The organism is Burkholderia sp. Bmkn7 (assembly GCF_041103175.1).
GTDB classification, from domain to species: Bacteria; Pseudomonadota; Gammaproteobacteria; order Burkholderiales; family Burkholderiaceae; genus Burkholderia; species Burkholderia cepacia.
Map to the genome: position 1 here is coordinate 422,577 of NZ_JBGCUH010000003.1, position 24,152 is coordinate 446,728.

Genomic DNA, 24,152 nt, shown 5'->3' on the forward strand with positions numbered 1-24,152 from the left:
GGCACGGCGGCACGGCGCGGGATCGCCGGCTGCCGCGGCGCGCCTTCGGGCACCCGCGGCAGCCGGCGGCGGCCACTGATCGTACCGATCGACAACCGAACCGGAGCACTCCATGAGCGTCATCCTCACCTGGGTCATCAACGCGCTCGCGCTGCTGATCATCACGTACCTCGTGCCGTCGATCCACATCAAGAGCTTCGGCACGGCGCTGATCATCGCGGTCGTGCTCGGCCTGATCAACACGGTGATCCGCCCGGTGCTGATCCTGCTGACGCTGCCCGTCACGATCGTCACGCTCGGGGTGTTCATCCTCGTCGTGAACGCGTTGTGCTTCTGGTTCGCGTCGTCGCTGCTGAAGGGCTTCGAGGTGTCGGGGTTCTGGTCCGCGTTCTTCGGTTCGATCCTGTACAGCATCGTGTCGTGGCTGCTGTCCGCCCTGATCTTCGGTCAGCGCGACATCGGCTGAGGCCTGAGCCTGTTCCCACCGAATCATGAAACCGATCGAACTCTCGTTTGAATTCTTCCCGCCGAAGACGGCGGAAGGCGTCGAGAAGCTGCGCGCCACGCGTGCGCAACTGATGCCGCTGAAGCCGAAATTCGTCTCCGTGACGTTCGGCGCCGGCGGCTCGACGCAGCAGGGCACGCTCGATACCGTGCTCGACATGCAGAAGGACGGCCTCGAGGCCGCGCCGCACCTGTCGTGCATCGGCTCGTCGCGCGACAGCCTGCGCGCGATCCTCGACCAGTACCGCTCGTACGGCATCCGGCACATCGTCGCGCTGCGCGGCGACCTGCCGTCCGGGATGGGCGCGGTCGGCGAGCTGCGCTATGCGTCCGAGCTCGTCAGCTTCATCCGCGCCGAGCATGGCGACTGGTTCCACATCGAGGTCGCCGGCTACCCGGAGTACCACCCGCAATCGCGCTCGCCGAAGGCCGATCTCGAGAATTTCGCGCGCAAGGTGAAAGCCGGCGCGAATTCCGCGATCACGCAGTACTTCTTCAACGCCGACGCGTATTTCCGCTTCGTCGACGATGCGCGCAAGCTGGGCGTGGACGTGCCGATCGTGCCGGGCATCATGCCGATCACGAACTTCTCGCAGCTGATGCGCTTCTCCGAGATGTGCGGTGCCGAAGTGCCGCGCTGGGTGGCGCGCCGGCTCGAGAGCTTCGGCGACGATCGCGAGTCGATCCGCGCGTTCGGCGCGGACGTCGTCACGGGCCTGTGCCAGCGTCTGGTCGACGCGGGCGTGCCCGGGCTGCATTTCTATACGCTGAACACGGCAGCCGCGACGCGGACGATCTGTGAACGGCTCGACGTGTAGGCGCGCTCACGTGGCTGCATGTGCGAAAGCCCCGCCGGTTTCTGCCGGCGGGGCTTTTTTTCGAGGGTTGCGGAGCGGGGCCGCGTGCGTCAGCGCTGCGCCTGCATCAGCGGCGGGCGGCGGTCGAACCACGGCCGCGCCTGTTCGAGCTGCCGTGCCAGCCTGAGCAGCAGCGCGTCGTCGGTGTGGCGCGCGGCGAACTGCACGCCGATCGGCAGCCCGCGCGCGTTCCAGTAGAGCGGCACCGACATCGCCGGCTGGCCGGTCAGGTTGAACAGCTCGGTGCAGCCGGCCCACGTGAACGCCTTTTCCGACGACCTCGCGAGCATTTCCTTCAGCAGCGGCTTCACCGGCAGCGCGGCGAGCACCTTCATCTGCGCCGATTCGAACGGCGTCGGCTGCAATTCGCCGATCTTCACCGGCGGCCCCGCGAGCGACGCGCACAGGATCGCGTCGTAACGCGACACGAGGCCGGAGACCTGCACGGTGAGCTGGCGCTGCCATTCGAGCACGTCCGGCAGGCGGGTGCGCGCGAGGCGCCGGCCGACCACGGCCATCGCCCACGTCGCGGCTTCGAATTCGCCGCGCTTCGGCGTGCGGCCGGTCAGCGCGCGTGCGCCGAGCACCATCTCCTCGGCGATCGTCGCCCACAGCGTGAGGAAGGTTTCGGCCGTGCGTGCGTAGTTGACGTTCAGCGTCGCCGGCTCGACGTGGTGGCCGAGCGATTCGAGCAGCGCGGCCGCGTCGTCGAGCGCCGCGCGGGTGTCGTCGGCGAGCGCCGGCGCGAGCATCGGGTCGAGCACGAGGCCGATCCGCAGCGGGCCGGGCGGCGTGTCGAGCTCGCCGAGGAACGTGCCGGGCGCGCCGGCCGGCAAGGTCTGGCCGGTCGTCACGTCGAGCAGCAGCGCGCTGTCGCGCACGCTGCGCGTGACCGCATGCTGGACCACCAGCTCGCCGTTCGACGGCCGGTCGACGAGGACCGGGTTGCGGGTCGGCTTCAGGCCGAACAGCCCGCAGCACGACGCCGGAATGCGGATCGAGCCGCCGCCGTCGGACGCATGCGCGAGCGGCACGATGCCGGCCGCGACGGCCGCGGCCGCGCCGCCGCTCGAGCCGCCGGGCGTGTGGTCGAGATTCCACGGATTGCGGCACGCGCCGAACAGTTCGGGTTCCGTGTACGGCATCTGGCCGATTTCCGACGTGTTGGTCTTGCCGAACACGTTGAGCCCGGCCGCGCGGCTTCGCGCGATCACCGGCGAATCGTCGTCCGGCACGAAATACCGGTAGTGCCGGCTGCCCATCGACAGCGGCAGTCCGGCCACCGCCGCGCCGAGATCCTTGACCAGATACGGCACGCCGGCGAACGGCGCGTCGGCGCCGCCGTCCGGCGTGGCGACCGCACGCTGGCGTGCGGCTTCGTAGTCCTGCAGCACGATCGCGTTGATCGCACTGTTGACCGCTTCGGCCTGGCCGATCGCGGCGTCGAGCAGTTCGCGCGGGCTCGCCTTGCGTTCGCGTACCAGTGCGGCGAGGCCGATCGCGTCGTGCGCGAGATAGTCCGAGTGCATCGCAGTCACCCCCGTTGTGACGCGTGGCGATGTCGGCAGCATAACGCGGGCCCGCTGCGAGGGGCCCGCTGCCGGCCGCTTTTAGAGGTGCTCGGCGAGGAAGGTCAGCGTGCGGCCGTGCGCGAGCGCCGATGCGCGCTGGTTGTACGACGCGCGATCCGTGCAGTTGAAGCCGTGCTCGGCGCCCGGATAGACGTGGAACGACGCATGGCCGTGGCCGGCGAACGCGGCCTTCACCTGGTCGACGGCCGTGAGCGGGATGCCGTGGTCGTTTTCGGCGTAGTGGAACAGGATCGGCTGCGTGACCTTGCCGGCGAGGTCGAGCGCGTTCTGGATGCCGCCGCCGTAGTAGGCCACGGCCGCGTCGATCTTGCCGGTCGCGGCCGCGCGGTACGCGAGCTGGCCGCCGAAGCAGTAGCCGATCGCGGCGATCTTGCCGGCCACTTCGGGGCGCGCGCGCAACGCATCGGCGGCCGCGCCGATGTCTGCGACCGCGAGGCCCACGTCGGTCTTTTTCATCAGCTCGATGCCCTTGTCGCGGTCCGCGCCTTCATAGGTCAGCTCGACGCGCGGCTGCGTGCGCCAGAACACGTCCGGCGCGAGCGCGACGAAGCCGTCGGACGCGTACTGTTCGGCGACTGCGCGGATGTGCGAGTTCACGCCGAAGATCTCCTGGATGATGATGACGGCAGGGCCAGTGCCGCGCTTGGGCAGCGCGAGATAGCCGCCGAAGCTGTCGTTACCGGTCGGGATGTCGATCCATTGGGCAGTCACGTTCTGAACTCCTGGCGAACGGGGTGCGCGATGCGCGCCCCGGGGTGAAAGAGGCGGCCTAGTGTGCCATCGATCGTGTGACGGTGCAGGAAGCGCCGCCGGGTGAGAGGGGCGGCCTCATGTGCCGCCGATCGTGTATCGGCGCAGCACGCGCGCCCGCTTCTCGCGCAGCGATCGTTTCGATCTCGATTATTCATTTTTCGGTGCGGCGCCGCTTCGATAGAGTCGATGTGCCAGCCTTTACAAAGCGCTTTCGCGCATCGTCATCGAAGGATTCGCCATGTCTGCCCGCCTGTTTTCCACGCCCTTTTCCGAACGCTTCGGCCTGCGCGTGCCGCTCGTGCAGGCGCCGATGGTCGGCGCGACCACGGCCGAGATGGTCGCCGCCGCATCGAATGCCGGCGCGCTCGGCAGTCTCGGCGCCGCCGCGTTCGCGCCCGAGCGCCTCGCGACCGAAGTCGAGGCCATCCGCGCGGCGACCGCCCGCCCGTTCGCGATCAACCTGTTCGTACTGCCGGACGCGACGCCCGACGCGGCGACCGTCGCGCGTGCGCTGGCCGCGATCGACCCGCTGAACGCAGCACTCGGATTGCCGCCGGGCACCGCGCCCGCGCGCTACGCGCCGGATTTCCGTGCGCAACTCGATGCGCTGGTGGCGCTGCGCGTGCCCGTTGCAAGCTTCACGTTCGGCGTGCTCGACGCGGCCGACGTCGCGCGCCTGAAGGCCGCCGGCACCTACGTGATCGGCACGGCGACGCACGTGGCCGAGGGGCTCGCATGGCAGGCAGCCGGCGCCGACGCGTTGTCCGCGCAGGGCGCCGAGGCGGGCGGCCATCGCGGCACGTTCATCGGTTCCGCCGACGACGCGCTGATCGGCACGTTCGCGCTCGTGCCGCAACTGGTCGACGCGACGGGCCTGCCCGTGCTCGCCGCCGGCGGCATCATGGACGGCCGCGGGATCGCGGCCGCGCTTGCGCTCGGCGCACAGGGCGCGCAGCTCGGAACCGCGTTCCTCACCTGCGCGGAAAGCGCGATCGCGGCGGACTGGAAGGCGCGCCTGCTCGCGAGTACCGATACGTCGACGCAGGTCACGCGCGCGATCACCGGCCGCCACGCGCGCGGGCTGCGCAATACGCTGATGGCGCGGCTCGGCGAACGCGTGGCCGACGTCGCGCCGTACCCGGTGCAGAACGCGCTGACGCAGCCGCTGCGCCAGGCCGCCGCGCGCGCGAACGACGGCGACTACCTGTCGCTGTGGGCCGGGCAGGGCGCGCCGCTCGCGCGGCGGCGCGGCGATGCGCTGACGACGTCGCAGCTCGTCGCCGCGCTCGATGCCGAATGGCGTGCGGCGGCTGCCTGAATCGTTCATGCCGGACGACGAAACGCGCGCTGTCACGCGCGTTTCATTCAATGATCCCGGGCACAAAATACCGAATCGAAATGCCCCGGGAATACTTTGAAGCGACCTTTCGGCGAAGCCTCTGGAATTAGCGGAAACCCTTATCCGGCGGGGCTTGCAGCGATATTCGAGTAGTCGTTCCAAAGTGCGCATATCGGTAGTGTTACCACTACCCCAAAAAAGTCCCACAAATTAATTTGATCACCTACACTTGCGCGCAAGTACGGACGGGCGGCTGCTAAAAGCGGCGGTTTTCACGTGCTTGAGGCCAAGTGCATGAACGATGCATCCGGCGAATCGTCCAGTGATTGCAAACACAGGGATGGCAGCGGGGCACCGGGCGATGGCGTTTATTGGGACCGAACTGGAGACTTACATGAATATCAAGATGCAAAAGCTGTTGCCGATCACCGCCGCAGCGATGCTGTGCGCTGCAGCTGCAAGCAACGCGTCAGCCGATCAAGTCGTCAAGATCGGCCACGTCGCGCCGTTGACGGGCGGCATTGCACACCTGGGCAAGGACAACGAAAACGGCGCGCGTCTCGCAGTCGAGGAGATCAACGCGAAGGGTCTCACGGTCGGCGGCCAGAAGATCACGCTGCAACTCGACCCGCAGGATGACGCGGCCGACCCGCGCCAGGCCACGCAGGTTGCGCAGAAGCTCGTCGACGACAAGGTCGTCGCGGTGGTCGGCCACCTGAACTCGGGCACGTCGATCCCGGCCTCGAAGATCTACAGCGATGCGGGCATCGTGCAGATCTCGCCGTCGGCCACGAACCCGGCCTACACGCAGCAGGGCTTCAAGACCACGTACCGCGTGGTGGCCACCGATGCGCAGCAGGGCCCGGCACTCGCGAACTACGCGCACTCGAAGGGTATCAAGAGCGTGGCGGTGGTCGACGATTCGACCGCGTACGGCCAGGGTCTCGCGAACGAGTTCGAGAAGAAGGCCAAGGCGCTCGGCCTGAAGGTGATGTCGCATGACGCGACGAACGACAAGGCGGTCGACTTCCGCGCGATTCTGACCAAGATCAAGGGCGAGAATCCGGACGCGATCATGTACGGCGGCATGGACGCCACCGGCGGCCCGTTCGCGAAACAGGCGAAGCAGCTCGGCCTGCGCGCGAAGATCTTCGCGGGCGACGGCGTGTGCACGGAAAAGCTGGCCGACCTGGCCGGCGACGCGACCGACAACGTGGTGTGCTCGGAAGCCGGTGCCTCGCTCGAGAAGATGGCGGGCGGCGCGGCGTTCAAGGCGAAGTACGAGAAGCGCTTCGGCCAGCCGATCCAGATCTACGCACCGTTCACGTATGACGCCGTGTACATCATCGTCGACGCGATGAAGCGCGCGAACTCGACGGATCCGGCGAAGATCCTCGCCGCGATGCCGGCGACGAACTACTCGGGCGTGATCGGCACGACGACCTTCGACTCGAAGGGCGACCTGCAGCACGGCGTGATCTCGCTGTACAACTACAAGGGCGGCAAGAAGTCGCTGCTCGACGAAGTGAAGATGTAACGCAACAGGCGGTCAACAGAAGGGGTGAAAGCGCGCATGCGGCAACGCATGCGCGCTTTCTTTTTGTTTCCCTTCGGCCGTTCGGCCCGGCGAGCGCCGTACCGTCAGATCTTCAGATGGGCGAGCACCTTCGGCGCGACCAGCGCGACGAGCGCCGCGCACAGCGCGACGACCGACAGGCCGATCGTCAGGTTCGCGGCCTGCGCGACCGCACCGATCACGACCGGGCCGAACAACAGCCCGAAATACGCGAGCCCCGCCACGTGCGCGAGCCCTTCGGCCGCGTGGATGCCTTTCACGCGCGCGGCGGCCGCGAACAGCACGGGCATCATGTTCGCGAGGCCGAGGCCCATCAGCGTGAAGCCGGTCAGCACCGCGACCGGGTTCGGCAGCAGCAGCGCGCCGATCATCCCCGCGCATGCGAGCGACGCGCTCGCGAATACGAGTTGCGGCGCGCCGAAGCGCGCACGCACGGCGTCGCCCGCGAAGCGCGCGATGGCCATCCCGCCCGAGAATGCCGCGTATGCTGCGCTCGCGAGCGCGGGGCTCGCCGCGACGACGTCGCGCATGTAGACCGTCGCCCAGTCGTACATCGCGCCTTCGGCGACCAGTGCAATCAGCGCGATGCCGCCGAGCATCCACAACGCGGGCGAGCGCCAGCGGTTGCCGCCGCCATGCGCGTGTTCGTGGTGCGGCACGTGCGGCAACACGGCCGGGCTGGCGGCCACGAGCACCGCGGCGCTCACGGCTGCCGCGAGCGCGAGATGCACGACCGGCGCCATGCCGGCCGACAGCAGCGCGCCGCCGGCGGCCGCGCCCGCCATCCCGCCGATGCTGAACATCCCGTGCAGCGACGACATGATCGGCTTGCCGAGCGCGATCTCGACGGCGCTGGCCTCGGCGTTCATCGCGACGTCGAGCGTGGCCATCGAGAAACCGAACAGCGCGAGCACCGCGAGCAGCATCCAGTAGTCGGGCACGACGAGGATCAGCGCCGCGCACGCGGACATCACGAGCCCGCCGGCGAGGCACGCGGTGCGTGAGCCGACGCGGGTGATCCAGCGCGCGATGGTCAGCATCGCGGCGATCGAGCCGCCGGCGACCGCGAACAGCGCGATCGACAGCAGGCCGGGGCTCAGCGCGAACTTGTCGCGCACGGTCGGCACGTGCACGCCCCAGGACGCGTACATCATGCCGGCGACGAAGAACAGCGCCATCGACGCCGTGCGCGCGCGCTGGCGGGCCGGCAGCGGCAGCACGCGATGCGCGTCGGGCGGCGCGGCGAACGGGGACGACGATTCGGGGGAGGAGGATTCGGACACGGAAAGGCTCGTCAAAGGAAATGCGCGGACGCACGCGGCGCCCGTCGGACCCGTCCGATTCTATCGAACCGCTTACGATCCTGCCGGGCGATGGCCGTTTGGCCGATGTCCGGGCGGTCGTGGTGCCCTCCGGTATTCGCCGCATTGGCCGTTCGACCGATGCGCGGCGTGCCGCGCCCGCGGGTAACATCGAAGCGCATGGCGTGCCCGGCGCGCCGCCCTTCGACCGCAGGAGTCCTCTTGAACATCGATCCCGCTCTCGCCCTGCATCTGCTGCACCGCTGCCCGCTCGGCACGCTCGCCACCCATGCGCGCGATCCGCAGGGCTTTCCGTATCCGACGGTCGTTCCGTTTGCACCCGATGCAAGCCATCGTCCGGTGATCCTCGTGAGCGGCCTCGCGGAGCACACGCGCAACCTGGCCGCCGATCCGCGTGCGGGCTTCCTCGTGGTCGACGCGTCCGGCGGCGACGTGCTGAACGCCGAGCGCGCGACGCTGCTCGGCCGGTTCGTGCCGCTCGGCGACGATCCGCACGTCACCGCGCGCTACCTGCGCTACGAGCCGGACGCCGCGCGTTATCTGGCGCTCGGCGATTTCACGTTCTGGGCGCTCGACGTCGAGCGGCTGCGCTATATCGGCGGTTTCGGGCGCATGGGCTGGGTCGACGGCACGCATCTCGATGCGCTGCCGCCGCTCGCCTTCGACGAGGAACAGGCGTTATGGGACGCGTACGACGGCGGCGCGGCGCGGCGCGACGGGCTCGAATTGCTCGGCGTCGATCGTCACGGCGCCGACTGGCGACACGACGGCCGCCGCGTGCGCACGCCGTTCGATACGCCATTGGCCGACGCGGGCGCGTTGCACGAGCGGCTGATTGCATGCGCGCGGGATGTGACGTGACGTCGCGGTGCGGGCTTGTCCGCGGTTTGTCCGTTTAGCGTGTTGCGCCGTCCGATTTTCGTAAAACTGTCGTCCGATGAAAGCTTCTATTTTTCCGAATGCAGGGTAATTGCGTATGTTGATAGACCTAATAGCCAATGGCTAATGTCCTAATCTCTGTGTAGGAACGTAAAAATTTGAGAAAAGGCCGCGACCGGTCAAAATGACACGAGTGAATTTCAATTGATCTCGGGATTTTCATGAATCTCGCTTCTATCAAATCTTTTTTGTGCTAATCTCTGCCTTCGAAAATCCGAGGCACATATATTTCATGAATGGTGAGCTGGCTGCAGACCGGCGCCATTAGTCAGATAGAAAGGGAAACTATGTCTTCTTACAAGGACCTGCTGGCCCAGCGGGAGAAGCTGGAGAAGCAAATCGAAGAAGCGAAGTCGCGTGAATACGCTGAAGTGCTGAATGACGTGAAGCAGAAAATTGCCGACTACGGCTTTTCGCTCGCCGAACTCGGTCTCAGCCGCGCGAAGGCAGGCAAGGTTGGCCGTCCGCGCGCTGGCGTCGCCGCGAAATACCGCGATCCGGAAACGGGCGCGACGTGGTCGGGCCGCGGCAAGCCGCCGCGCTGGATCGCGGGCAAGAACCGCGAACAGTTTGCGATTTAAACGTTTGTTTAAGTCGCCTGCGCTTCAAAAGAGCCGCGTGTCCGTTCAGGAGCGCGGCTTTTTTGTTTTCAGCGGCCGCCGCGCGCATGGCGTTGTCATGAAAATGTAATGATAGAGGGTGCGAATGGAAATACGACCTGTTCGCATAAGCGATTGATTTGAATAAGAAATTTGTGGGTATTGGCGGGATTCGCGGGGCACCCTTGATAGAATTGCGTACCGCACACCGATATCTCATATTTCATGTCCACGTTTTCCGGCGACGCGCAGAGCGCAGATAAGCACGCGGTTGCACGCAAGAGCACGTTCGTCAGTATTGTGCTGAATGTCGTGCTTGCGACATTTCAGATCGTCGTCGGCACGATTGCGCATTCGCAAGCATTGATTGCCGACGGGGTGCATTCGATTTCCGATTTGATCTCGGATTTCGTCGTGCTGGTTGCGAATCGGCATAGCGGCGCATCGCCGGACGCCGACCACAATTACGGGCACAGCCGCTACGAGACCGTCGCGTCGCTGTTTCTCGGCGCAATCCTGATTGCAGTCGGCGTCGGCATGCTGTGGCGGGCCGGCGACCGTCTCGTTAATCTCGAAAATATTCCGGCGGTACATTTTTCCGCGCTGGTCGTCGCGCTGACGGTGCTCGTGTCGAAAGAGGCGCTGTTTCGCTACATGCTGCGCGAAGCGCGGCGCGTGCGCTCGGCGATGCTCGTCGCGAACGCGTGGCATGCGCGTTCGGATGCCGCCTCGTCGCTCGTCGTCGCGATCGGCATCGTCGGCAGCCTGGCCGGCGTGCGGCTGCTCGATCCGATCGCGGCGGCGATCGTCGGCTTCATGGTCGCGCGCATGGGCTGGACGTTCGGCTATGACGCATTGCAGGATCTCTCCGACCGCGCGCTCGATACGACCGACACGGCCGAGATCCGCGCGCTGCTCGCCGCGACGCCGGGCGTGCGCGACGTGCACGACCTGCGCACGCGCAAGATGGGCGATGCGGCGCTCGTCGACGCGCACATCCTCGTCGATCCGATGATCTCCGTCTCCGAAGGGCATTACATCGCGGAAACCGCACGTGCACGCGTGCTGCGCGACCCGCGCGTGCTCGACGCGCTGATCCACGTCGACCCCGAGAACGATGCGGCGCGCCGTCCGGCGCTCGCGCTGCCGCCGCGCGGCGAGATCGCGGCGCGGCTCGAGGCCGCGCTCGCGCAGCGCGGGCTGCATGCGGCGGCGATCAACCTGCATTACCTGAGCACGGGGCTCGAGATCGACGTGACGCTGGCGTGCGATCCGCACGACACCGATGCGGCGCTGGCCGGCCGGCTCGACGTCGACGCGCTGAAGCGCGAGTTCGGCGCGCGCCGGATCGGCTTCACGCGCACGATGCCCGCCCGGGCGTGACCTGCCGCCGGCGGGCCGCCCGCGCGGGCGTGTGCGTTACAGCCGTTACAGCGGCAGCTGCGTGTCGAACTTGATCTCGCGCAGCACGACACTCGTGCGCACTTGCGATACGGCGGGGATCTTGAAGATGCGTTCGTGCAGGAACACGTCGTAGGCCTTGATGTCCGGCGCGACGATCTTGAGGATGTAATCGGCCTCGCCGGTCGTGCTGTAGCACTCGGTGACTTCCGGGCAGGTCGCGATCTCGCGCTCGAACTGCTCGACGCCGCCTTCGTTGTGGCGGGTCAGGTGCACGTGCGCGAGCGCGCAGACGTGCAGGCCGAGCTTCTCGCGATCGAGCAGCGCCGTGTAGCGCTGGATCACGCCCGACTGTTCCATGTCCTTGATGCGGCGCCAGCACGGCGTGCTCGACAGGCCGACCTGGTCGGAAATTTCCTGAACGGAACGGCGCGCGTCGAGCTGCAACAGGCGAAGGATTTTTTGCGAAAAGGAATCGAGCGTCACCTGCGCCTCCATGCGGCAGCAACAACATGCTGAATGTTAGAGGGCCGGGAAAGGAAAGGCAATCTGGCGTCGCGTTGCTGAGCGAGATTCGCTAATTTGCTCGCGGATCCGTGGGGTTTTGTCCCGCCCCCGCGTTTTCCGACCGATCGGTGTCCGACACCGCGAGGCCCGCGAGCGCGGCCTGCTGGCGGCGCAGGTCGGCGAGCATGTTGCAGAACAGCGCGCCTTGCTCGATCGCGTCGTCGAGCGCGACGTGCGTGTGCGGATGGTCGTCGAACCAGTGCTTCGGAAAACGCGGCTTGATCGCCTTGCGGTACGGCAGGCCCGTCATCGCGAACGCGAGCGTCTTGATGTCGAGCGCCGACCACGAGAACGGGCAGCGCCCGGCGAAGCGCATCATGTACCAGAACATGAACGTGAAATCGAAGCCGGCCGGCATCGCGACGAACACCGGCTTGCCGGGCAGCGCCTCGACCCAGTCGACGTACGCGACGAGCGCCGCCTCGGGCGCCTGCAGGTCGCGGCGGCACGCGGCCCATGCGTCGGGCTCGGTCTTCCACCACGCTTCCTGCACCGGGTGCGCCTGCGCGCCCGGCAGCGTCTCGAGGTTGGCCGAGAAGGTCGCGATCAGCTGCTTGTCCTCGGTATAGGCGGCCGACGCGAAGCTCAGCATCGAGTGCGGGCCGGGAATCGGGCCGTCGGCCTCGACGTCGGTGCTGACGTAGATTTCCGGGATGGCGGTCTGGTTCATCCGAATACCTTGTCGGACACGAACGGGTTCGTGCGGCGCTCGTCGCCGAACGTCGACACCGGGCCGTGGCCCGGCACGAACGTCACGTCGTCGCCGAGCGGCCACAGCTTCTCCTTGATCGAGCGAACGAGATCCTCGTGATTGCCGCGCGGGAAATCGGTGCGGCCGATCGAACCGGCGAACAGCACGTCGCCGACGATCGCGACGCGATGCGCGCGACTGAAGAACACGACGTGGCCGGGCGTGTGGCCCGGGCAGTGATAGACCTCGAGCGTCTCGTCGCCGAACTGCACGGTGTCGCCGTCGTTCAGCCAGCGATCCGGCTCGAAGGTTTCGGCGGCCGGAAAGCCGAAGCGCTCGCTCTGCATCGGCAGCTTCTCGATCCAGAAGCGCTCTTCTTCCTGCGGCCCCTCGATCGGCACGCCGTAGTGCGTCGCGAGCGTCTTCGCGCCCGCGCAGTGATCGATGTGCCCGTGCGTGAGCAGCACCTTCTCGACCTGCACGTTCTGCCGCGCGATTTCCTGCTGGATCCGGTCGAGGTCGCCGCCCGGATCGACGACGGCGGCGCGGCCCGTCTTCTCACAGACGAGCAGCGAGCAGTTCTGCTGGAACGGCGTGACCGGAATGAGCGTGACTTTCATGGAGGCACCGGCGGCTAAAAGGAGCGATTGTACCGGTCGCGCGTGCCGCTTGCCGGCCGCGCGACGCGCGTCGCGGTGCGCGCCTCCGGGCATTCCCGGAGCATGTCGATTGTTACAGCCATAGTGAGAATCAATGGTCCGCCGGCGGTGCTTTTCAGGACAGCGTTTTGATTTATGTATAATGCGCTCCATTGCGCGTGAATTTCACGCCATTCGCTGGTGTTTCGGCCCCGTTGAAAAGGGGTGTCGGAAGCACCGTCAAGCATCAGCCGCCGGGGAGTCCGGCGGTGTATCCAGCACCGAGCATTCGGTGCTCACGTCTTGTCCGGCCGGGTGCTGCGCGCCCGCCTGCGGCCCTGCTGCCGCGCCGCCGGATGAGGCCTGTGCCGCCGTTCCTGTGCGTTGGTCGTTTCGACGCGCGCGAACGTGAAAGCCATGTTCGATGGCGGCATGTGGGGTCTGGTCAGGCTGTTGGGGACAGGTTGCGCCAGACGTGAAAGCTAATCAGGACGGTTGCGGCATAGACGAAAGCCGCGCCCATGCTAGCCGCCTGCTCGCATCCGAGCGGGGCGTGCACGCATTTGCCGTCCGGGCCGCGTGTCCGCGCTGTGAAGCAGCGTGACGAAGGAGCGGCCCGAACCAGAAGGCGACACGTCGATGAACGTACGATTTCCGACTCGTTTCGGGACCATTGCATTATTTTTCGCGTTGACGGGCTGTGCGGTGCCACCCAGCCAGACCACCGGAAGCGCGAACCAGAAGAACGCGGTCGACAAGACGGCCGGTGCCGCGAAGGCGGACAACGACAAGCAGCAACTGAATTTCGATTCCGCACTGGCGTCGATGCCGGCTGCCGACGCCAAGGACGCGAAGAAGTCGTCGCTGGCGGACGCCGAGCCGATCGACGGCAAGGATGTGTCCGACTTCCGTCAGACGGGCCGCGCATCGTGGTACGGGCGGGATTTCCACGGCCGCCGCACCGCGAACGGCGAGCGCTTCAACATGAACGCGCTCACCGCCGCGCACCGCACGCTGCCGCTGTCGTCGTACATCAAGGTGACGAACGCGTCGTCCGGCAAGTGGGTCGTCGTGAAGGTCAACGATCGCGGGCCGTTCAAGCGCGGCCGTGTGCTCGACCTGTCGTATGCCGCTGCCAAGATGATCGGCCTCGTGCACGCCGGCACGGGCCGCGTGAAGATCGAAGGGCTGTCGCCGCAGGAAGCGCGCGAAGCACGCGACGAAATGCTCGCGTCGGTCTCGACGAAGTAACGCGGCGGATCGACCGCTCATGCAAAAGGGCTGCCCGAGGGCAGCCCTTTGTCTTTCCTGCACGGCGCGACGTCGGCACCGGTTTCCCGGTGCCGGCCGGCTCGCGCGTCAGTTTTCATCCTTCAGCGCGAGCGCCCGCGCATACAGCGTGTTGCGCGACGCGCCCGTCAGCGCGGCCGCGAGCTTCGCCGCGCTCTTCACCGGCACCTCTTCCAGCAGCAGCCTGAGCAGCGCGTCGTGCGCGGTGTCGTCGGCTTCGCCGCTCGTCGCCGGCGCGCCTTCGACGACCAGCACGAATTCGCCGCGCTGCCGGTTCGCATCGCCGGCGAGCCAGGTCTGTCCTTCGGCCAGGGTGCCCTGGAACAGCTGCTCGTGTAGCTTGGTGAGTTCGCGCGCGATCAGCAGCCGGCGCGCGGGGCCGAATGCGTTGGCGAGCGCGGCGACGGTTTCGGCGATCCGGTGCGGCGCTTCGTAGAACACCAGCGCATACGGGTGCGATACCAGCGCCTGCAGCGCGGTCGCGCGCTGCCTGGCCTTCGGCGGCAGGAAGCCCGCGAACGTGAACGCGCCGGCCCAGTCGCCGGCCACGCTCAGCGCGGTCACCGCCGCGCTCGCGCCCGGCAGCGGGATCACCGCGAAGCCGGCGGCGCGCACCGCGTCGACGAGCCGTGCGCCGGGGTCCGAGATGCCGGGCGTGCCTGCGTCCGATACGTAGGCCACGCGTTCGCCGCCGCGCAGCAGTTCGATCACGCGCTGCGCGGCTTCGCGTTCGTTGTGCTCGTGCACGGCGACAAGCGGCTTCGACATCCCGTAGCGGGCGAGCAGCTGGCCCGTGTTGCGGGTGTCTTCGGCCGCGATGCGGTCGGCGAGGCCGAGCACGTGCAGCGCGCGCAGCGTGATGTCGGCGGTGTTGCCGATCGGCGTGGCAACCACGTAGAGCGCGGCTTCCGGGTAGTGCTGCGTTTGCGCGAGTTCGAGGAGGGCAGTCATGGCAGGCAATGCGCGCAATCGCGGCGCAAGCGGAACAAGGACGGCATTGTGCCACGCGGCGCCGGCGCGGCCGGGTGACGGGCGCGGTTTGCCGCGCGCCGGCGACAACTTTTCCGGCACGGCGCGATCCAGGCCGGTCGGCGCGGCGTTCGAGCAGCGTGCGCGGCAGTTTCTCGAACGCCGCGGCCTCGTGTTCGTCGCGGCGAACGTGACGATGCGCGGCGGCGAGCTCGATCTCGTGATGCGCGAGGCCGACGGCATGCTCGTGTTCGTCGAGGTGCGCGCGCGGCGCAGCGTCCGGCATGGCGGCGCGGCCGCGAGCGTCGGCTGGCGCAAGCGGCGGCGCCTGGTGGCGGCCGCGCTCCAGTTCTGGGCGCGCCACGGCGCCGGTGCCGCGTGCCGCTTCGACGTCGTCGCGTTCGAGGCCGGGCGGCTCGAGTGGCTGCGCGACGCATTTCGTGCCGACGATGCGTAGCCGCGAGCTGTGACGAGATGTAAAGAGTTCTTGCCGGACCCCCGGAGAGCGTGCCGGAGTACGGTAAACTCGCCGCACCCACGATGTCGCGCGATGCGTGCCGCGCGCCCAGTTCACCAGGAATCGATGTCAGTCGAACGTATTCAGCAACATTTCCACGACAGCGCCGCGCTTCACGCCGAAGCGGCCGACGCACTGTCGCTGCCGATCGCAGCCGCGGTCGATGCGATGTTCGCCGCGCTGGCGAACGGCAACAAGATCGTCGCGTGTGGTGACGGCCCGTCGGCCGCCGCCGCGCACTACCTCGCCGTGTCGCTCGTCGGCGGCTTCGAGCGCGAGCGTCCGGGCCTGCCCGCGATCGCGCTGGCCACCGATGCGTCGCAGGGCGGCCTCGCGGGTGCGGTGTCCGCCGAGCAACTGTTCGCCCAGCAGGTGCGCGTGCTCGGCCAGACCGGCGACATCCTGCTGGTGCTCGATCCGGGTGGCGCGTCGCCGCGCGTGCTGGCGGCGATCGACGAAGCGCACGAGCGCGAGATGACCGTCGTCGCGCTGACGGGCGGCGACGGCCATGCGGTCGCGGCCGCGCTGTCCGACACCGATATTCCGATCAACGTGCCCGCCGCTCGTGCGGCGCGCGTCCACGAAGTCCATCTGCTGACCATCCACTGCCTGTGCGACGGCATCGACGCGATGCTGCTGGGTGAGGATTGAACGAAGGAGAGCCGTCGATGAATCAAAGCCGCGTCAAACAGACGCTCGTCAGAACCACGCTGCTCGCCGCGCTGACGGCGGGCCTCGCCGTGTCGCTGCAGGGTTGTGTGCTCGGGATCGTCGGCGCAGCGGCCGGCGGCGGCGCGCTGGTCGCGACCGACCGCCGTACGCTCGGCGCGCAGACGGAGGACCGGGAGATCCAGGTCAAGTCGCTCACGCAGATCAACAACGGGCTGCCCGACCAGTCGCACGTGAACGTCACGGTGTTCAACCGCCGCGTGCTGCTGACGGGCGAGGTGCCGAACGACGCGTCGAAGCAGCGCGCCGAGGAAATCGTGCGCGGCATCAACAACGTGAACGGCATTGTCAACGAGTTGTCGGTCGAGCCGGCGTCGTCGCTGTCGTCGCGCGCGAACGACTCGTACCTCGAGGGGCGCGTGAAGTCGGAGCTGATCGCGACGAAGGGCATCTCGGCGAACTACTACAAGGTGGTCAGCGAACGCGGCAACCTTTACCTGATGGGGCTCGTGACGGTCGACGAGGGCAATCGCGGCGCGGAAGCCGCCAGCCAGGTGCCCGGCGTCGAGAAGGTCGTGAAGGTGTTCCAGTACGTGAAGCCGCAGGACGCGCAGGCGCTGCAGGCGGCGTCGCCCGCGAGCGGCGCGTCCGGTGCGCAGGCCGCCGCGCCGGCGGATACCGCGACGGTGGGCGCCGTGCCCGACGCGTCGGTGCAGTCCACGCCGCTGCAGCCGCCCGCGCCGATCTCGAATTCGTCGAGCGTGCACCCGGGTAACCCGAAGGCACCGTCGCAATGAAGAGCATGCAGATGAAGCAATTGAAACCGTGGATGATGCAGGGCGCCGCAGCCGCGGCGCTCGTGGCGGGCACGCTGGGCGCCGCGCATGCGGATGTCGGTGACGGCCTGAAGGTGGCGCGCGGCAATGCGTGCATGGGTTGCCACGCGGTCGACCGCAAGCTCGTCGGCCCGTCGTTCAAGGAAATCGCCGCCCGCTACAAGGCCGATCCGCAGGCCGTGGCAAAGCTGTCGAAGAAGGTGAAGGAGGGCGGCTCCGGCGTCTGGGGCGCGATTCCGATGCCGGCGCATCCGCGCATGAGCGACGCCGACGCGCGTTCGGTGGTCGAATGGGTACTGGCTGGGGCGCCGTCAAAGTAAGGTATCGGGGGTGACTCAACCCCTATTGCCAAGCGCAGAAATGCGTGTGTATGATGGTCGACTGTTGGGGCGGTAGCTCAGCTGGGAGAGCGTCGCGTTCGCAATGCGAAGGTCGGGAGTTCGATCCTCCTCCGCTCCACCAACGGAATCCGAAAGGCTCGATCGTCTGAGACAGGAAGGGTAATTTTGCACTAGATGCAAAGATATGCTTCTGTTGACAAAGTGCAGCCTTATGCTTCGCATGCAAAGCCGGCCTTGTGCCGGCTTTGTTGTTTTTGAGCGACTTGCAATGACCCGCTCGGGCTAAGTATTTGCTGGATCTGATGTGGAACCGCCGCCATGGCCCCCTATCAATTCACGGAGGTGCATGTTGCGGCGTAAACCGCACGTTGATCGGCAGACTTCGCCTCGGAGATTCGGCGCCCGCTAAACGCGGGACGTTACCGACGGCATGGCGCTTCCAAGATGGTTGTTGTGATTTTGCATCGTGTGTACTTTGATGCTCAGACCCGGTCGTAGCGCTCAACCCCAAGTTTGATTCGCTCGAAAAGTTTCTGCCAAGTCTCTCCAGGTACCTTGGGGTCCATCAAGAACTCGATCTCATTCCACTGACGATGAGCGCGCACGCGCGAGGCGGTTTTGCCTCGAATTTTCGAAAGCGCAAGCTTCTCAACGGTGTCGTAGCCCTCGCGCACGCAGCTGCCAAGCTTTTCGAGTTCAACCGAGGCAAGGTCGTCCATGTCGAAGGACAGCTCTTCTGCCGCCAAGTGTCGCCGTACAAGTTCCGGGAGCGAGAAGATGTAAGCGAGTTCCGGGAGAACGCGCAAGACGAAGCGTCGAGCTTGCTCGCAATGCTTCGGATGTTGGATTGTAGGCTTCAACTTCTGAATTTCCGTCAGCGTTTGACCGCTGATCCACGCCTTCAGGGCTGCCAGCACGATGTCGATGGCGAGCTTGCCTCGCTCCTCCTCGTCTTCAAGTGATTTGAACGGCTCACCCATGTATCCGTCCAAGCTCTCGCGTCTGGTCATTCTCGGGATAAGAACGGGGCGCTCTTTCAGCCACGTTGCTGTCCAGATGAACCAATCTACCGTTGAACGCTCGACAGGGGGAGACGTCTCGAGTCGAGCCCTAAGCTCGCGTAGCACGTCCGACGGCGTACCGTAATTGGCAGCCATCTTGTCTGCCCAATCCGGTTCTTCGTCCAACTCTTGTAGCTTCCTGCGTGCGCGCAATGCGTGGTCGATGCGGTCATTCAGTTGGCTTCATTCCCTGCGCCAGCGTCGACGTTGCGACTAGCACCGACACGCCGTCCGGACGCTTGAAGAGAGACTCGTGCAGTTGCCGCTCAGTTGGTAGAAGAAGTCCATGATGGCAGAGGCTTGGCCAACGCACGAACTTTCCTTCGATAGCATCAATGTAGAGGGCCGACTCGTCGCCCAGCTCATCGAGCGTTAAGTTGTACAGGTGCCGTTCATCTTCTGTGAAGGCGATGTTTGCCTGCCCCAGATGCTCGCCTGCGGCTTACTTCGAGAAAGGAAAGATGAATGGGGACTTTTTGCAGAATTGGGTGCTTAAAGACCCCGAAGCGACTCTGCCTGAATCGATAAACGACAAGCGTCAGGGGGGGGGTGTTGCTCGGTATGGGGAGAGTCGGATGAGATCACTTTTTGCCTCCCGGTCACGACGTCTTGCACTGGCATTGGTTGGAGTACTACTTGTGATAGGTGTCGTTGCTATCGAAGCGATTGGTCACGGTTCACAGACGCGAAGCATGGGAGAGGAAATGACACGATGGATTGGATTGCCGGCCCTGGCTGGGATCGCTGTTTTTGCATTTGCCACGGCTTGGTCATCTTCGACCGCGGAGGCCGCTCAGCCTGTTTCTGTGCCGACACCTTCTGCACCTGCCCAGGAGAAGCCGTTTCTCGCACAGGTGGTCGGTCTGGAATGGCTCAATCCTCTCCAACGCCGTGACTATCCGACGGAATGGCAATTATTGTGGACGTTGGGGCTCGTCAAGCCAAACAAGAATGACGATATGGTCAGAAAGGACCCCAAGGCGTTCGGTACTGTTCGCCCTGTCGCTGGAGTTGCCTATGGCAACAACGGAGCGGAAAGCTTCGACGGGTTCTATGAAAAATATATCTCTAAGTTTCTGGGTTTGTTTGCCGAGAAATATGTGATGAATGGTCACTATTTCTATACAGTCCAGCCACACGACCCGCATCAATGGCGAGAGCTGGCGGGTATTCGTGTCGAGTTTGCGATACCGCAGCGACTTGGGGTGAAGGAGGCGAAAGACTATTTGGCCTATCAGATCAAGGATTATTTCGAAATTGGCAATCAGTCCGCAAAGGATCTATGGAGCAAGGATCTGCCTTCTGACATTCAGATCCATGTCGGCGGTGCAAATGCCGGCTTCACGTCGCTGAACGCTGCACTCGACTATCTGCAGAAGCATCCGCAAGAAAGCGTGTGGGTGATGAACTGGGACGCGCCGAGCTTTCCACCCAGGGATGCGCAGATGAACGAAAACCTTACCGTGTTGTTTCTGGCCGGCCCTGATCTGAAGACCGACCGTGAGCCACTCGCGTGGATCGGCAAGGCGGCAACGGGCAAGGTTAGCGACTACGAGGCGAAGGCGGGCACGACGCGTGCGGTCCAGGCATGGAAGGCGACGATTGCGCAGGCTGCTCAAAACGCAAACGTCGACACTTCAAGCATCCAGTTCGTCGTGCACGATGCAGGCAAGGGCAGCGACGCGGCATCGGCCCGTCTGGCCTCGCTGTCGCAGACGCTCACGGAAACGCTGCCGGAATTCGACTACACGAAGCAGGTCTTCAACACGCCTGCGCTGCTTGGCGACATGGGCGCGGGCACGGCGCTGACGGACGTTGCACTCGCGATCGGCCGGATCAACCATTTCGGCGGCAATGCACTGGTTGCGGGTACGATGGACGCCGGTCACCCGACTGCGGTTGTCGTGCTGCCGCCGTCGAAGCTCACACCAATCAACCCGGACGGAGACTGGTTCCGTGCGCGCGGCGAGAACAATGCCTATCTGCTGTGGTGGGGACGTCGACACGACACGAACTACGGCATCCAGGGTTACTCGTACTGAGGAGCATCCATGCGCGGGATCATTCGGGTAGGCGATGTGCATAGCCATGGCGGCCGTGTGGAAACCGGCGCGGCAACCAGTGAAGTCATGGGACGCGCAGTCGCCCGTCAGGGAGATCGCTGCACGTGCCCGCTGCATGGCGAGGTCGTGATCGTCGACGGCGAGGCCGGTTTCGATGTGGAGGGGGCGCCCGCGTCGTTCGATGGACACAAGACATCGTGCGGAGCTGTGCTCATTTCGTCGGTGCCCACCTCGGGGCTTTCCTGAACGGGTCGCGTTATTCCGGTTTTCGAAGTAATGCGGCCAGTGTATTGCGACGACCGACGGCGATCAGGTCAACAACTCGTAGATCAACCTGACCGCCGGCACCGACATCACGGCGAAGGCCACCGTGATGGCCGCGAGAATCGCAATCCTCTTCCGCAGTAGCGCGAAGAGGGCGATCGAGAGTCCGTAGAACACACCGGTCAGAATGATGATCCACCAAAGCGCTGCGTAGCCTGCGCCGCCTTCGAAATTCGACACGTTCTGCGTGATCCGGGTCGCGGCATAACCAGCAACGGTCATGCTCGCGGGCAGGCACAGCACCGAATACAGGACGAAGACGATGATCTGTCGCGGTGTCGGATCGGGAGACGTCATGGCGAGCGCTTTTCCTTCGAGTGGACGGGGAGCCCGACCGTCCGCCGCGCGGGCCCGTTCAGGCAGCCGGCAGGATGCGGGCGTTTTCCGCGTTTGACAACAACCACCCGCCATCCAGCATTCCCGTTACCCCCGCCCGAAACTCGGCCGCTTCGGATTGTAAGTCCACCCCGGCACGAGAAACCGCATCGCGACCGCGTCATCGCGCGCCGTACCGCCCACCTCCTTGTACAGCGCATGCGCGGCCTCGACCTGCGCCATGTCGATCTCGATCCCGAGCCCCGGCCGCTCCGGCACGGCCACCTGGCCGTCGACGATCTCGAGCGGCTCGCGCGTGAGCCGCGCATCGCCTTCCTGCCAGATCCAGTGCGTGTCGATCGCGGTGATCGTGCCGGGCGCGGCCGCCGCCGCATGCGTGAACATCGCGAGCGACACGTCGAAGTGGTTGTTCGAATGCGAGCCCCACGTGAGCCCCCAGTCACGGCACAGCTGCGCGAGCCGCACCGAGCCCTGCATCGTCCAGAAATGCGGATCGGCGAGCGGGATGTCGACCGCCTGCAGCCGCACCGCGTGATCCATCTGCCGCCAGTCGGTCGCGATCATGTTGGTCGCGGTCGGGATCCCCGTCGCGCGGCGGAATTCGGCCATCACCTCGCGGCCTGAATAGCCGCCCTCCGGCCCGCACGGATCCTCCGCATACGCAAGCAGGTGGCCTTGGCCGCGGCACAGCGCGACAGCCTCGTCGAGCGACCACGCGCCGTTCGGGTCGAGCGTCGCGCGTGCGTCGGGAAAGCGCGCCTTGATCGCGGCGATCGCTTCCATCTCGTCTGCGCCGGCCATCACGCCGCCCTTCAGCTTGAAATCGGCGAAACCGTAGCGCTCGACGGCGGCTTCCGCCTGCCGCGCGATCGTGGCCGGCGTGAGCGCTTCCTCGTTGCGCAGCCGGAACCACGCGTCCGACGCGTGCGTTTCGTCGCGATATGGCAAATCGGTGCGCCGTCGGTCGCCGAGGTAGAACAGGTAGGCGAGCATCGGCACCGCGTCGCGCTGCTGGCCTTCGCCGAGCAGCGCGGCGACGGGCACGTCGAGAAACTGCCCGAGCAGGTCGAGTAGCGCCGCCTCGATCGCGGTGATCACGTTGTCGAGCCGCAGGTTGATTTCGTGCGGCTGGCGCAGTACCGCCGCCTCGCCCGCCGACGTCACTTCGTGCCGGATCGTGCGGCCCGCACCCGCACCCGGGCCCGTGCCGGACAGCGCCGCGCGCACTGCGTTGAGGGTGGCCTGATAGCGTCCGATCGACTGGCCGACCACGAGATCCGTCATGCGCTCGAGCGCATGACGGATGCCTTCGCCGCCCGGCACTTCGCCGACGCCCGTGTGCCCGCTGCTGTCGTCGAGGATCACGAGGTTGCGCGTGAAATACGGCGCGTGCGCACCGCACAGGTTGAGCAGCATGCTGTCGCGGCCGGCAACGGGAATCACCCGCATGCGTGTGACGCGCGGGGTGCCGGCATGGCGGGATTCGGACATCGGTTCGCTCCTGGTTCCGGTGGTGCACGGGCCGCCGGCTGAGCCGGTGCGGCCCGCGCCGTTCATCGAAGCTCGACGCGGCGAATCTCGCCGACGACGAACACGTAGCAGATCACCGCGACGAGCGCGTGCGCGACCACATAGACGAGCGCGCCGTTGAACGAGCCGCTGCGGTCGACGATGTAGCCGATCGCGATCGGCGTCGTGATGCTGGAGAGGTTGCCGCACGTGTTGAGCAGCGCGCCGCTCAATCCCGCGATCTGGCGCGGCGCGGTGTCGGCGTTGACGGCCCAGCCGAGCGCGCCGAGTCCCTTGCCGAAGAACGACAGCGCCATGAACAGCACGACGAGCACGTGCGAATCGGTGTAGTTGCAGACGATCATCGACATCGACAGCAGCATGCCGAACACGATCGGCACCTTGCGCGCGACCGACAACGAGCGGCCCTGCCTGAGCAGCGCATCGGACACGATGCCGCCGAGAATCCCGCCGAGGAACCCGCACACGGCCGGGATCGACGCAACGAGCCCCGCGTTGAGGATCGACATCCCGCGCGCCTGCACGAGATAGACGGGAAACCACGTGATGAAGAAATAGGTGAGCGCGTTGATGCAGTACTGCGCGACGTACACGCCGATCAGCATCCGGTTTCCGAGCAGCGCCTTGACGTGGCGCATCGACGGGCCGCCGTCGCGGCCGCCCGTCGCCTGGTCGATGTTGACGAGCGCACCGCCTTCGGCGAGGTAGTCGAGTTCCGCGCGGTTGATGGCCGGGTGGTCCTTCGGGTCGTACATCGTGCGGTTCCACACCAGGACGAACGCGAAGCCGAGCACGCCCATCACCGCGAACACCGACTGCCAGCCGAACGCGTGCACGAGCCAGCCCATCAGCGGCGCGAATACGACGGTCGCCGCGTACTGCGCGGCATTGAAGATCGCCGATGCGGTGCCGCGTTCGGCGGCCGGGAACCACGCGGACACGATCCGGCTGTTGGCCGGGAAGGAAGGCGCTTCGGCCGCGCCGACCAGGAAGCGCAGCCCGAACAGCAGCGCGAACGCGGCCGCGCCGCCGAAAAAGCCGATCGTGCCCTGCAGCAGCGTGAACAGCGACCAGAAGAAGATGCTGAACGCATAGACGATGCGCGATCCATAGCGATCCAGCAGCCAGCCGCCCGGCAGTTGCGCGACCACGTACGACCAGCCGAATGCGGAGAAGATGAAGCCGATCTGTACGTGGCTCAGGTGCAGTGCGCGGGCGAGGCTCGGGCCGGCGATCGCGATCGCGGCGCGATCTGCGTAGTTGATCGTCGTGACCGCGAACAGGACGGCCAGCACCAGCCAGCGCACGCGGGTGCGCCGGGCCGTTGCCGACGCGGACGCCGGCAGCGCGTGAAGCGGATTCATGACTGTCTCCTCCGAAGGGCGGAAGGTGCCGTCGTGCGGCTGGCGCGTCGAAAGCGCGCGTTTCTGGGTGACGG

The 24,152-nt window shown here is 66.1% G+C and carries 25 protein-coding genes and 1 tRNA gene; 15 read left to right on the forward strand and 11 right to left on the reverse strand.

Features of this window, described 5'->3' with window-relative positions; genetic code table 11:
• The first annotated feature begins 112 nt into the window (after positions 1-112).
• Together AB3K92_RS23330 and metF are read left to right on the forward strand one after the other, a co-directional pair.
• Positions 113-466: a phage holin family protein gene (locus tag AB3K92_RS23330; protein ID WP_006477367.1), complete on the forward strand. Its 354-nt coding sequence runs from the start codon at positions 113-115 to the stop codon at positions 464-466.
• A gap of 25 nt (positions 467-491) precedes the next feature.
• Positions 492-1,322, forward strand: a complete 831-nt coding sequence (metF, locus tag AB3K92_RS23335; RefSeq protein ID WP_021164275.1) for a methylenetetrahydrofolate reductase [NAD(P)H] — start codon at positions 492-494, stop codon at positions 1,320-1,322.
• Positions 1,323-1,411: 89 nt separating this feature from the next.
• Here the strand turns inward: metF and AB3K92_RS23340 are convergent, their stop codons facing one another.
• Positions 1,412-2,890 (reverse strand): amidase, encoded by a 1,479-nt coding sequence (locus AB3K92_RS23340; RefSeq protein WP_059709501.1) that lies wholly within the window; start codon positions 2,888-2,890, stop codon positions 1,412-1,414.
• 81 nt (positions 2,891-2,971) lie between these two features.
• Positions 2,972-3,664 (reverse strand): dienelactone hydrolase family protein, encoded by a 693-nt coding sequence (locus tag AB3K92_RS23345; RefSeq protein ID WP_059490231.1) that lies wholly within the window; start codon positions 3,662-3,664, stop codon positions 2,972-2,974.
• A gap of 280 nt (positions 3,665-3,944) precedes the next feature.
• Here AB3K92_RS23345 and AB3K92_RS23350 point away from each other — a divergent pair, with 280 nt between their 5' ends.
• Together AB3K92_RS23350 and AB3K92_RS23355 are read left to right on the forward strand one after the other, a co-directional pair.
• The gene (locus AB3K92_RS23350) at positions 3,945-5,024 is read left to right on the forward strand and encodes a nitronate monooxygenase family protein (protein ID WP_059678254.1); all 1,080 of its coding nucleotides are present in this window, start codon (positions 3,945-3,947) and stop codon (positions 5,022-5,024) included.
• 415 nt (positions 5,025-5,439) lie between these two features.
• Positions 5,440-6,582, forward strand: a complete 1,143-nt coding sequence (locus AB3K92_RS23355) for a branched-chain amino acid ABC transporter substrate-binding protein (RefSeq protein ID WP_027788629.1) — start codon at positions 5,440-5,442, stop codon at positions 6,580-6,582.
• A gap of 104 nt (positions 6,583-6,686) precedes the next feature.
• On the opposite strand, the gene AB3K92_RS23360 is transcribed toward AB3K92_RS23355, so the two are convergent.
• Positions 6,687-7,904 carry an MFS transporter gene (locus AB3K92_RS23360; protein ID WP_059493946.1) on the reverse strand — a complete coding sequence of 406 codons (1,218 nt, stop codon included), beginning with the start codon at positions 7,902-7,904 and terminating at the stop codon, positions 6,687-6,689.
• A 240-nt stretch (positions 7,905-8,144) separates the two neighbouring features.
• On the opposite strand from AB3K92_RS23360, the gene AB3K92_RS23365 reads away from it, so the two are divergent.
• The 3 genes from AB3K92_RS23365 to AB3K92_RS23375 all read left to right on the forward strand — a co-directional run bounded on the left by AB3K92_RS23365 (position 8,145) and on the right by AB3K92_RS23375 (position 10,864).
• On the forward strand, positions 8,145-8,804 hold the full coding sequence (locus AB3K92_RS23365; protein WP_226168821.1) for a HugZ family protein: 660 nt from the start codon (positions 8,145-8,147) through the stop codon (positions 8,802-8,804).
• Between the two features lie 365 nt (positions 8,805-9,169).
• Positions 9,170-9,463, forward strand: a complete 294-nt coding sequence (locus AB3K92_RS23370) for an H-NS family nucleoid-associated regulatory protein (RefSeq protein WP_006491875.1) — start codon at positions 9,170-9,172, stop codon at positions 9,461-9,463.
• 243 nt (positions 9,464-9,706) lie between these two features.
• Positions 9,707-10,864 (forward strand): cation diffusion facilitator family transporter, encoded by a 1,158-nt coding sequence (locus tag AB3K92_RS23375; protein ID WP_059649933.1) that lies wholly within the window; start codon positions 9,707-9,709, stop codon positions 10,862-10,864.
• Between the two features lie 45 nt (positions 10,865-10,909).
• Here AB3K92_RS23375 and AB3K92_RS23380 read toward each other — a convergent pair whose 3' ends face one another.
• The 3 genes from AB3K92_RS23380 to AB3K92_RS23390 all read right to left on the reverse strand — a co-directional run bounded on the left by AB3K92_RS23380 (position 10,910) and on the right by AB3K92_RS23390 (position 12,760).
• Positions 10,910-11,380 (reverse strand): Lrp/AsnC family transcriptional regulator, encoded by a 471-nt coding sequence (locus AB3K92_RS23380; RefSeq protein ID WP_006477376.1) that lies wholly within the window; start codon positions 11,378-11,380, stop codon positions 10,910-10,912.
• Between the two features lie 79 nt (positions 11,381-11,459).
• Positions 11,460-12,119 carry a glycerol-3-phosphate ABC transporter permease UgpE gene (locus tag AB3K92_RS23385; RefSeq protein ID WP_021158625.1) on the reverse strand — a complete coding sequence of 220 codons (660 nt, stop codon included), beginning with the start codon at positions 12,117-12,119 and terminating at the stop codon, positions 11,460-11,462.
• Entirely contained in the window at positions 12,116-12,760 is a 645-nt protein-coding gene (locus tag AB3K92_RS23390; protein ID WP_060229216.1) for an MBL fold metallo-hydrolase, read from the reverse strand. Before AB3K92_RS23390 ends, AB3K92_RS23385 begins: the two co-directional genes overlap by 4 nt.
• A gap of 657 nt (positions 12,761-13,417) precedes the next feature.
• Between AB3K92_RS23390 and AB3K92_RS23395 the strand changes: the two genes are divergently transcribed.
• Entirely contained in the window at positions 13,418-14,029 is a 612-nt protein-coding gene (locus AB3K92_RS23395; RefSeq protein WP_027788623.1) for a septal ring lytic transglycosylase RlpA family protein, read from the forward strand.
• Between the two features lie 108 nt (positions 14,030-14,137).
• Here AB3K92_RS23395 and rsmI read toward each other — a convergent pair whose 3' ends face one another.
• On the reverse strand, positions 14,138-15,019 hold the full coding sequence (rsmI, locus tag AB3K92_RS23400) for a 16S rRNA (cytidine(1402)-2'-O)-methyltransferase (RefSeq protein ID WP_369465911.1): 882 nt from the start codon (positions 15,017-15,019) through the stop codon (positions 14,138-14,140).
• Positions 15,020-15,065: 46 nt separating this feature from the next.
• Between rsmI and AB3K92_RS23405 the strand changes: the two genes are divergently transcribed.
• The 5 genes from AB3K92_RS23405 (at position 15,066) to AB3K92_RS23425 (ending at position 17,521) form a co-directional block, all read left to right on the forward strand.
• Entirely contained in the window at positions 15,066-15,494 is a 429-nt protein-coding gene (locus tag AB3K92_RS23405) for a YraN family protein (protein WP_042974155.1), read from the forward strand.
• Positions 15,495-15,620: 126 nt separating this feature from the next.
• Complete coding sequence (locus AB3K92_RS23410) at positions 15,621-16,205, forward strand: SIS domain-containing protein (protein WP_042974154.1); 585 nt, start codon at positions 15,621-15,623, stop codon at positions 16,203-16,205.
• Between the two features lie 17 nt (positions 16,206-16,222).
• Positions 16,223-17,020 carry a BON domain-containing protein gene (locus AB3K92_RS23415; RefSeq protein WP_027788619.1) on the forward strand — a complete coding sequence of 266 codons (798 nt, stop codon included), beginning with the start codon at positions 16,223-16,225 and terminating at the stop codon, positions 17,018-17,020.
• Complete coding sequence (locus AB3K92_RS23420) at positions 17,017-17,379, forward strand: c-type cytochrome (RefSeq protein WP_021158617.1); 363 nt, start codon at positions 17,017-17,019, stop codon at positions 17,377-17,379. Before AB3K92_RS23415 ends, AB3K92_RS23420 begins: the two co-directional genes overlap by 4 nt.
• 66 nt (positions 17,380-17,445) lie before the next feature.
• Positions 17,446-17,521 (forward strand) — tRNA-Ala (locus AB3K92_RS23425).
• Positions 17,522-17,882: 361 nt separating this feature from the next.
• Here AB3K92_RS23425 and AB3K92_RS23430 read toward each other — a convergent pair.
• Positions 17,883-18,380: a hypothetical protein gene (locus AB3K92_RS23430; RefSeq protein WP_146107316.1), complete on the reverse strand. Its 498-nt coding sequence runs from the start codon at positions 18,378-18,380 to the stop codon at positions 17,883-17,885.
• A 656-nt stretch (positions 18,381-19,036) separates the two neighbouring features.
• On the opposite strand from AB3K92_RS23430, the gene AB3K92_RS23435 reads away from it, so the two are divergent.
• A complete protein-coding gene (locus AB3K92_RS23435; RefSeq protein WP_059587997.1) occupies positions 19,037-20,503 on the forward strand; it encodes a hypothetical protein in 1,467 nt (488 codons plus the stop codon).
• Between the two features lie 9 nt (positions 20,504-20,512).
• Complete coding sequence (locus AB3K92_RS23440; RefSeq protein ID WP_081057209.1) at positions 20,513-20,770, forward strand: PAAR domain-containing protein; 258 nt, start codon at positions 20,513-20,515, stop codon at positions 20,768-20,770.
• 63 nt (positions 20,771-20,833) lie between these two features.
• Here the strand turns inward: AB3K92_RS23440 and AB3K92_RS23445 are convergent, their stop codons facing one another.
• From AB3K92_RS23445 to AB3K92_RS23455, 3 genes are all read right to left on the reverse strand, one after another.
• Positions 20,834-21,145: a hypothetical protein gene (locus AB3K92_RS23445; protein ID WP_059490215.1), complete on the reverse strand. Its 312-nt coding sequence runs from the start codon at positions 21,143-21,145 to the stop codon at positions 20,834-20,836.
• A gap of 126 nt (positions 21,146-21,271) precedes the next feature.
• The gene (locus AB3K92_RS23450; RefSeq protein ID WP_369465916.1) at positions 21,272-22,675 is read right to left on the reverse strand and encodes an enolase C-terminal domain-like protein; all 1,404 of its coding nucleotides are present in this window, start codon (positions 22,673-22,675) and stop codon (positions 21,272-21,274) included.
• A gap of 62 nt (positions 22,676-22,737) precedes the next feature.
• Positions 22,738-24,078, reverse strand: coding sequence for an MFS transporter (locus tag AB3K92_RS23455; protein ID WP_059649924.1), 1,341 nt, complete (start codon positions 24,076-24,078; stop codon positions 22,738-22,740).
• Positions 24,079-24,152 lie beyond the last annotated feature (74 nt).

What these genes read in the sequence shown, in the direction of transcription:
- metF (WP_021164275.1), top strand. Translation starts at nt 492, where the DNA reads ATGAAACCGATCGAACTCTCGTTTGAATTCTTCCCGCCGAAGACGGCG.
- AB3K92_RS23440 (WP_081057209.1), top strand. Translation starts at nt 20,513, where the DNA reads ATGCGCGGGATCATTCGGGTAGGCGATGTGCATAGCCATGGCGGCCGT.
- AB3K92_RS23395 (WP_027788623.1), top strand. Translation starts at nt 13,418, where the DNA reads ATGAACGTACGATTTCCGACTCGTTTCGGGACCATTGCATTATTTTTC.
- AB3K92_RS23330 (WP_006477367.1), top strand. Translation starts at nt 113, where the DNA reads ATGAGCGTCATCCTCACCTGGGTCATCAACGCGCTCGCGCTGCTGATC.
- AB3K92_RS23430 (WP_146107316.1), bottom strand. Translation starts at nt 18,380, where the DNA reads ATGGGTGAGCCGTTCAAATCACTTGAAGACGAGGAGGAGCGAGGCAAG.
- rsmI (WP_369465911.1), bottom strand. Translation starts at nt 15,019, where the DNA reads ATGACTGCCCTCCTCGAACTCGCGCAAACGCAGCACTACCCGGAAGCC.
- AB3K92_RS23370 (WP_006491875.1), top strand. Translation starts at nt 9,170, where the DNA reads ATGTCTTCTTACAAGGACCTGCTGGCCCAGCGGGAGAAGCTGGAGAAG.
- AB3K92_RS23435 (WP_059587997.1), top strand. Translation starts at nt 19,037, where the DNA reads ATGAGATCACTTTTTGCCTCCCGGTCACGACGTCTTGCACTGGCATTG.
- AB3K92_RS23350 (WP_059678254.1), top strand. Translation starts at nt 3,945, where the DNA reads ATGTCTGCCCGCCTGTTTTCCACGCCCTTTTCCGAACGCTTCGGCCTG.
- AB3K92_RS23455 (WP_059649924.1), bottom strand. Translation starts at nt 24,078, where the DNA reads ATGAATCCGCTTCACGCGCTGCCGGCGTCCGCGTCGGCAACGGCCCGG.
- AB3K92_RS23415 (WP_027788619.1), top strand. Translation starts at nt 16,223, where the DNA reads ATGAATCAAAGCCGCGTCAAACAGACGCTCGTCAGAACCACGCTGCTC.
- AB3K92_RS23410 (WP_042974154.1), top strand. Translation starts at nt 15,621, where the DNA reads ATGTCAGTCGAACGTATTCAGCAACATTTCCACGACAGCGCCGCGCTT.
- AB3K92_RS23380 (WP_006477376.1), bottom strand. Translation starts at nt 11,380, where the DNA reads ATGGAGGCGCAGGTGACGCTCGATTCCTTTTCGCAAAAAATCCTTCGC.
- AB3K92_RS23385 (WP_021158625.1), bottom strand. Translation starts at nt 12,119, where the DNA reads ATGAACCAGACCGCCATCCCGGAAATCTACGTCAGCACCGACGTCGAG.
- AB3K92_RS23420 (WP_021158617.1), top strand. Translation starts at nt 17,017, where the DNA reads ATGAAGAGCATGCAGATGAAGCAATTGAAACCGTGGATGATGCAGGGC.
- AB3K92_RS23340 (WP_059709501.1), bottom strand. Translation starts at nt 2,890, where the DNA reads ATGCACTCGGACTATCTCGCGCACGACGCGATCGGCCTCGCCGCACTG.
- AB3K92_RS23390 (WP_060229216.1), bottom strand. Translation starts at nt 12,760, where the DNA reads ATGAAAGTCACGCTCATTCCGGTCACGCCGTTCCAGCAGAACTGCTCG.
- AB3K92_RS23355 (WP_027788629.1), top strand. Translation starts at nt 5,440, where the DNA reads ATGAATATCAAGATGCAAAAGCTGTTGCCGATCACCGCCGCAGCGATG.
- AB3K92_RS23450 (WP_369465916.1), bottom strand. Translation starts at nt 22,675, where the DNA reads ATGTCCGAATCCCGCCATGCCGGCACCCCGCGCGTCACACGCATGCGG.
- AB3K92_RS23375 (WP_059649933.1), top strand. Translation starts at nt 9,707, where the DNA reads ATGTCCACGTTTTCCGGCGACGCGCAGAGCGCAGATAAGCACGCGGTT.
- AB3K92_RS23445 (WP_059490215.1), bottom strand. Translation starts at nt 21,145, where the DNA reads ATGACGTCTCCCGATCCGACACCGCGACAGATCATCGTCTTCGTCCTG.